Source organism: Planctomonas deserti (assembly GCF_003067705.1).
GTDB classification, from domain to species: domain Bacteria; phylum Actinomycetota; class Actinomycetes; order Actinomycetales; family Microbacteriaceae; genus Planctomonas; species Planctomonas deserti.
This window is the reverse complement of sequence record NZ_QANL01000007.1, coordinates 1-5,590: the sequence shown is the minus strand read 5'-3', so window position 1 is coordinate 5,590 and position 5,590 is coordinate 1. Positions and strand designations below refer to the sequence as shown.

Here is a 5,590-nt window from a genome sequence, read left to right as displayed (position 1 = left end):
TGGTGGTTGGTGAGATTCCTTTGGATTAGATAATGAATGTCAGTTGATATTCGAATTTAGTCAGAACAAACTCGCGGAGACTGGGTATCGATTCCCGGTTCTGGTTTTCGCATCTAGATGTGCCGGCTGCCTTTGGGTGGTTTGGCGATCAAGCATTTACGGAGAGTTTGATCCTGGCTCAGGACGAACGCTGGCGGCGTGCTTAACACATGCAAGTCGAACGATGAACTCCAGCTTGCTGGGGGGATTAGTGGCGAACGGGTGAGTAACACGTGAGTAACCTGCCCCTGACTCTGGGATAAGCGCTGGAAACGGCGTCTAATACCGGATATGACAATCGACGGCATCGTCTGGTTGTGGAAAGAATTTCGGTTGGGGATGGACTCGCGGCCTATCAGGTTGTTGGTGAGGTAATGGCTCACCAAGCCTACGACGGGTAGCCGGCCTGAGAGGGTGACCGGCCACACTGGGACTGAGACACGGCCCAGACTCCTACGGGAGGCAGCAGTGGGGAATATTGCACAATGGGCGCAAGCCTGATGCAGCAACGCCGCGTGAGGGACGACGGCCTTCGGGTTGTAAACCTCTTTTAGTAGGGAAGAAGCGAAAGTGACGGTACCTGCAGAAAAAGCACCGGCTAACTACGTGCCAGCAGCCGCGGTAATACGTAGGGTGCAAGCGTTGTCCGGAATTATTGGGCGTAAAGAGCTCGTAGGCGGTTTGTCGCGTCTGCTGTGAAAACCGGAGGCTCAACCTCCGGCCTGCAGTGGGTACGGGCAGACTAGAGTGCGGTAGGGGAGATTGGAATTCCTGGTGTAGCGGTGGAATGCGCAGATATCAGGAGGAACACCGATGGCGAAGGCAGATCTCTGGGCCGTAACTGACGCTGAGGAGCGAAAGCATGGGGAGCGAACAGGATTAGATACCCTGGTAGTCCATGCCGTAAACGTTGGGCGCTAGATGTAGGGACCATTCCACGGTTTCTGTGTCGCAGCTAACGCATTAAGCGCCCCGCCTGGGGAGTACGGCCGCAAGGCTAAAACTCAAAGGAATTGACGGGGGCCCGCACAAGCGGCGGAGCATGCGGATTAATTCGATGCAACGCGAAGAACCTTACCAAGGCTTGACATATACCGGAAACGGCCAGAAATGGTCGCCCCGCAAGGTCGGTATACAGGTGGTGCATGGTTGTCGTCAGCTCGTGTCGTGAGATGTTGGGTTAAGTCCCGCAACGAGCGCAACCCTCGTTCTATGTTGCCAGCACGTAATGGTGGGAACTCATAGGAGACTGCCGGGGTCAACTCGGAGGAAGGTGGGGATGACGTCAAATCATCATGCCCCTTATGTCTTGGGCTTCACGCATGCTACAATGGCCGGTACAAAGGGCTGCGATACCGTAAGGTGGAGCGAATCCCAAAAAGCCGGTCTCAGTTCGGATTGAGGTCTGCAACTCGACCTCATGAAGTCGGAGTCGCTAGTAATCGCAGATCAGCAACGCTGCGGTGAATACGTTCCCGGGCCTTGTACACACCGCCCGTCAAGTCATGAAAGTCGGTAACACCCGAAGCCAGTGGCCCAACCCTTGTGGAGGGAGCTGTCGAAGGTGGGATCGGTGATTAGGACTAAGTCGTAACAAGGTAGCCGTACCGGAAGGTGCGGCTGGATCACCTCCTTTCTAAGGAGCATTTGGACCGCCCGTCTGTATACAGCGGGGTTCACGGTTCCAGAGCCATAGCCGAGGCGAATGTCCTCGGATGGTCAGCTCATGGGTGGAACATTGACATTGGCTCCCGAACGACACCGTTCACTACTAGTACTGCCTTTTAGGCATGGAACGTGGTGGCCGGCGGTAGGTCGGGGGCGTGCACGCTGTTGGGTCCTGAGGGACCGGAACATTTCACACCGTTTGGTGTGGGTGGACTGAATCCTCTGGACCCTTTTCTTGTCGGCATCGCTTGCCGGTGGGAGGGGGTACCGCCCGTATTTTGAGAACTACACAGTGGACGCGAGCATCTTAGATTCCAACACTTTCGAGTGTTGGGGTCACTAAAAGATTTGCACACCCTTTAGTGGGGTGTGACGATCTGGTCAATCTCGCACCGTTTGGTGCGCGATCGATTCGAACTCATGTGATTTCAAGTTTCTAAGAGCAAACGGTGGATGCCTTGGCATCTGGAGCCGAAGAAGGACGTATAAATCTGCGATAAGCCTCGGGGAGCTGATAATAGAGCTTTGATCCGAGGATTTCCGAATGGGGAAACCCCGCTGGGCGCTGCAAGGTGACCTAGTGACTCCCGCCTGAATATATAGGGCGGGTAGAGGGAACGTGGGGAAGTGAAACATCTCAGTACCCACAGGAAGAGAAAACAACAGTGATTCCGTCAGTAGTGGCGAGCGAACGCGGATCAGGCTAAACCGGGCGTGTGTGATAGCCGGCAGGCGTTGCACGTTCGGGGTTGTGGGACTTTTCGTACCATCCTGCCGGGTGGTGAGGGTGACGGCGCAGTATAGACGAATGGTTTTGAATGACCAGTCAGAGAGGGTGCGAACCCCGTAGTCGAAATGCTGTGGCTGGCCCGAAGAGTATCCCAAGTAGCACGGGGCCCGAGAAATCCCGTGTGAATCTGTCAGGACCACCTGATAAGCCTAAATACTCCCAGATGACCGATAGCGAACAAGTACCGTGAGGGAAAGGTGAAAAGTACCCCGGGAGGGGAGTGAAATAGTACCTGAAACCGTTTGCTTACAAACCGTTGGAGCCTCCTTGTTGGGGTGACAGCGTGCCTTTTGAAGAATGAGCCTGCGAGTTAGCGATATGTGGCGAGGTTAACCCGTGTGGGGTAGCCGTAGCGAAAGCGAGTCTTAATAGGGCGATCGAGTCGCATGTCCTAGACCCGAAGCGAAGTGATCTATCCATGGCCAGGTTGAAGCGACGGTAAGACGTCGTGGAGGACCGAACCCACTTCAGTTGAAAATGGAGGGGATGAGCTGTGGATAGGGGTGAAAGGCCAATCAAACTTCGTGATAGCTGGTTCTCTCCGAAATGCATTTAGGTGCAGCGTTGCGTGTTTCTTGCCGGAGGTAGAGCTACTGGATGGCCGATGGGCCCCAAAAGGTTACTGACGTCAGCCAAACTCCGAATGCCGGTAAGTGAGAGCGCAGCAGTGAGACGGTGGGGGATAAGCTTCATCGTCGAGAGGGAAACAACCCAGACCACCAACTAAGGTCCCTAAGCGCGTGCTAAGTGGGAAAGGATGTGGAGTTGCACAGACAACCAGGAGGTTGGCTTAGAAGCAGCCACCCTTGAAAGAGTGCGTAATAGCTCACTGGTCAAGTGATTCCGCGCCGACAATGTAACGGGGCTCAAGCACGCCACCGAAGTTGTGGCATTTATATTTTTGGTAGGCCTTCGTGGTCCAACCGTATGGATGGGTAGGAGAGCGTCGTGTGGGCTGTGAAGCGGCGGGGTAACCCAGCCGTGGAGACTACACGAGTGAGAATGCAGGCATGAGTAGCGAAAGACGGGTGAGAAACCCGTCCTCCGAAAGACCAAGGGTTCCAGGGCCAGGTTAATCCGCCCTGGGTAAGTCGGGACCTAAGGCGAGGCCGACAGGCGTAGTCGATGGACAACGGGTTGATATTCCCGTACCGATGAAGAACCGCCCACGCTAATCCAGTAATGCTAAGTGCCTGAAACCATCGGTTTGAACCCTTTCGAGGGGGATGACTGGTGGCGTAGCGCATGACCCTGGCTGGTGCGGCGAGCGTATTAACAGGTGTGACGCAGGAAGGTAGCTGAGCCGGGCGATGGTTGTCCCGGTGTAAGGATGTAGGGCGAGAGATAGGCAAATCCGTCTCTCACGATGCCTGAGATCCGATGCGTATCCCTCACGGGAGAAATCAGTGATCCTATGCTGCCAAGAAAAGCATCGACGCGAGGTTCCATTCGCCCGTACCCCAAACCGACTCAGGTGGTCAGGTAGAGAATACCAAGGAGATCGAGAGAATCGTGGTTAAGGAACTCGGCAAAATGCCCCCGTAACTTCGGGAGAAGGGGGGCCTGAGGCGTGACGGACACTTGCTGTCCTGAGCGTTTGAAGGCCGCAGAGACCAGTGGGAAGCGACTGTTTACTAAAAACACAGGTCCGTGCCAAGTCGCAAGACGATGTATACGGACTGACGCCTGCCCGGTGCTGGAAGGTTAAGAGGAACGGTTAGCCGTAAGGCGAAGCTGAGAATTTAAGCCCCAGTAAACGGCGGTGGTAACTATAACCATCCTAAGGTAGCGAAATTCCTTGTCGGGTAAGTTCCGACCTGCACGAATGGCGTAACGACTTCCCAGCTGTCTCAACCGCGAACTCGGCGAAATTGCATTACGAGTAAAGATGCTCGTTACGCGCAGCAGGACGGAAAGACCCCGTGACCTTTACTACAGCTTGGTATTGGTGTTCGGTGTGGCTTGTGTAGGATAGGTGGGAGACTGTGAAGCCCGGACGCTAGTTCGGGTGGAGTCATTGTTGAAATACCACTCTGGTCACTCTGGATATCTAACTTCGATCCGTGATCCGGATCAGGGACAGTGCCTGGTGGGTAGTTTAACTGGGGCGGTTGCCTCCTAAAGAGTAACGGAGGCGCCCAAAGGTTCCCTCAACCTGGTTGGCAATCAGGTGGCGAGTGTAAGTGCACAAGGGAGCTTGACTGTGAGACTGACAAGTCGAGCAGGGACGAAAGTCGGGACTAGTGATCCGGCAGTGGCTTGTGGAAGCGCTGTCGCTCAACGGATAAAAGGTACCTCGGGGATAACAGGCTGATCTTGCCCAAGAGTCCATATCGACGGCATGGTTTGGCACCTCGATGTCGGCTCGTCGCATCCTGGGGCTGGAGTAGGTCCCAAGGGTTGGGCTGTTCGCCCATTAAAGCGGTACGCGAGCTGGGTTTAGAACGTCGTGAGACAGTTCGGTCCCTATCCGCTGCGCGCGTAGGAAATTTGAGAAGATCTATCCCTAGTACGAGAGGACCGGGATGGACGAACCTCTGGTGTGTCAGTTGTTCCGCCAGGAGCACCGCTGATTAGCTACGTTCGGAACGGATAACCGCTGAAGGCATCTAAGCGGGAAGCCGGCTTCAAGATGAGATTTCCATCCCTTATGGGGAGAGGCTCCCAGCTAGACTACTGGGTTGATAGGCAGGATGTGGAAGCGAGGACTAAAGACTCGTGCAGCTGACCTGTACTAATAAGCCGATAACTTGATAACACCCGTTCGTTTAGGAACGGATGCGCCGCGTCCACTTTGTGGTTCCCGATATACGGTCGGGCACATAACAAAACACAGAACTTCACCACCACACCACCCCTGTAAAGGGTTGGGTGTGGGGGTTATGAACCGAGAAATATCGATAGATGTTTCGGCGGCCATAGCGAGAGGGAAACGCCCGGTCACATTCCGAACCCGGAAGCTAAGACTCTCAGCGCCGATGGTACTGCAAGGGTGACCTTGTGGGAGAGTAGGACACCGCCGGACTTAACTTGCACAAAGGCTATGGCCACCCCGACACCGGGGTGGCCATTGCTGTTTAACCCACAACCAGG

Annotated in this window: 3 rRNA genes; all 3 read left to right on the top strand. The window is 54.9% G+C overall.

From position 1 onward, the window contains the following. The first annotated feature begins 155 nt into the window (after window positions 1-155). Window positions 156-1,675 (top strand): 16S ribosomal RNA (locus tag DAI20_RS16760). A gap of 458 nt (window positions 1,676-2,133) precedes the next feature. Next, window positions 2,134-5,255: ribosomal RNA gene (locus DAI20_RS16755) — 23S ribosomal RNA — on the top strand. A 150-nt stretch (window positions 5,256-5,405) separates the two neighbouring features. After that, a 5S ribosomal RNA gene (gene rrf / locus DAI20_RS16750) occupies window positions 5,406-5,522 on the top strand. Together the 16S, 23S and 5S rRNA genes form the textbook arrangement of a ribosomal RNA operon. Window positions 5,523-5,590 lie beyond the last annotated feature (68 nt).